1 protein-coding gene and 1 pseudogene are annotated in these 1,737 nt (G+C 69.0%); both read right to left on the bottom strand.

Going from position 1 to position 1,737, the window contains the following annotated elements:
• The coding region (locus AC27KI_RS24150) for a phosphorylase family protein (protein ID WP_487116268.1) at nucleotides 1–408 on the bottom strand (408 nt) is incomplete at its 3' end.
• Between the two features lie 66 nt (nucleotides 409–474).
• Nucleotides 475–1,737 (bottom strand): annotated as a pseudogene (locus AC27KI_RS24145) (AMP-binding protein); the annotation flags it as partial.

Genomic DNA, 1,737 nt, shown 5'->3' with positions numbered 1-1,737 from the left:
GCATTCGCCGGCGGCATCGGCCAGCCGGCCAGCCAGCGCGTCATCGCACGGCAGCCGGGTGCGGCCGTAGCCGGGCAGCTCCCAGCGGGGGAACAGGGGCGAGGCGTCCATGTCGTGCTGCAGAAAGTCGTGCGCCACGACGACGTCGCCCACCTGCACGTCCGCGCCCAGGCCGCCGGCCACACCGGTGAACACCACGCGTGCCGCGCCGAAGCGCTCGATCAGCGCGGTGGCGGTGGTGGCTGCCGCGACCTTGCCGATGCCCGAGAGCGCCAGCACGACCTCGCACCCGTGCAGGCTGCCGCTCCAGAACGTGCGGCCGGCATGCAGGGTGCGGCGCCCCCGGGAGAGCGCGTCGATGAGGCCCTGCTGCTCTTCGGCCAGGGCGCTGAGGATGGCGGTCGTCACGGCCGCAACGCCCCCAGCGGTTGCGCCCGCGCGGGGTGGCCCGGAGCCAGGACGGGACGGGCCGCACTAGCGCTTGTCGCGCAGCTCGCGGCGCAGGATCTTGCCCACCGGGGTCTTGGGCAGCGATTCGCGGAACTCGATCACGCGGGGCTGCTTGTAGCCGGTGAGGTTGGCCTTGCAGAACTCGCGCACCTGCGCCTCGGTGAGGTCGGTGCCGCGCTTGACGATGACCAGCTTGACGGCTTCGCCCGTCTTCTCGTCGGGCACGCCCACCACCGCGCATTCGAGCACGCCGGGCAGCGTGGCCACCACGTCCTCGACCTCGTTGGGGTAGACGTTGAAGCCGCTCACCAGCACCATGTCCTTCTTGCGGTCCACGATCTTGAAGTAGCCGCGCTCATCGATCACGCCGATGTCGCCGGACTTGAAGTAGCCGTCGTCCGTCATGACCTTGGCGGTCTCGTCGGGCCGCTGCCAGTAGCCGGCCATGACCTGCGGGCCCTTGATGGCGATCTCGCCGCGCGCGCCTGGCTCGGTCACGTCGCGGCCATCGTCGTCGATGAGCTTCATGTAGGTGCTGGAGATCGGCACGCCGATGGTGCCGGTGAACGCCTTTTCCGTGGCCGGATTGCAGGCGACCGTGGGGCTGGTCTCCGACAGGCCGTAGCCTTCGCAGATGGGGCAACCGGTCTTTTCCAGCCAGAGCTTGGCCACCGCGCCCTGCACGGCCATGCCGCCGCCCACCGACACCTTGAGGTTCTTCCAGTTCACGGTGTTGAAGTCGGGGTGGTGGGCCAGGCCGTTGAACAGTGTGTTCACGGCCGGGAAGCTGTGGAAGGTGTGCCGCGAAAGCTCCTTGAGCACCGCCGCCAGGTCGCGGGGGTTGGGCAGCAGGATGTTCTTGGCGCCCGTGCGCATGCTCATCATCATGTTCACGGTGAAGGCGAAGATGTGATAGAGCGGCAGCGCGCACACGGTGGTGGGCTGCTCGTTGGCCGGCACGGTCTGCATCACGGGCAGGTTCCAGGCTTCGGCCTGCAGCACGTTGGCGATGATGTTGCGGTGCAGGAGCACGGCGCCCTTGCTCACGCCCGTGGTGCCGCCCGTGTACTGCAGCCAGGGCCACGTCGTCGGGGCGCAGGTCGGGAACCTTGAGCGTGCCACGCGCGCCTGCGACAGCGCGTCGTTGAAGCGCACCGCGCCGGGCAGGTTGAACGGCGGCACGAGCTTCTTCACGCTGCGCACCACAATAGTTGACGATCAAACCCCTTGGGGGAAGCCCAGGCGGTCGCCCCAATGGCGCACAGCACGGACGTGCCTTGACCTGCG

Source organism: Acidovorax sp. KPB24-03 (genome assembly GCF_057546605.1).
The sequence above is the reverse complement of the archived record's forward strand: the minus strand, read 5'-3'. Positions and strand labels throughout refer to the sequence as shown.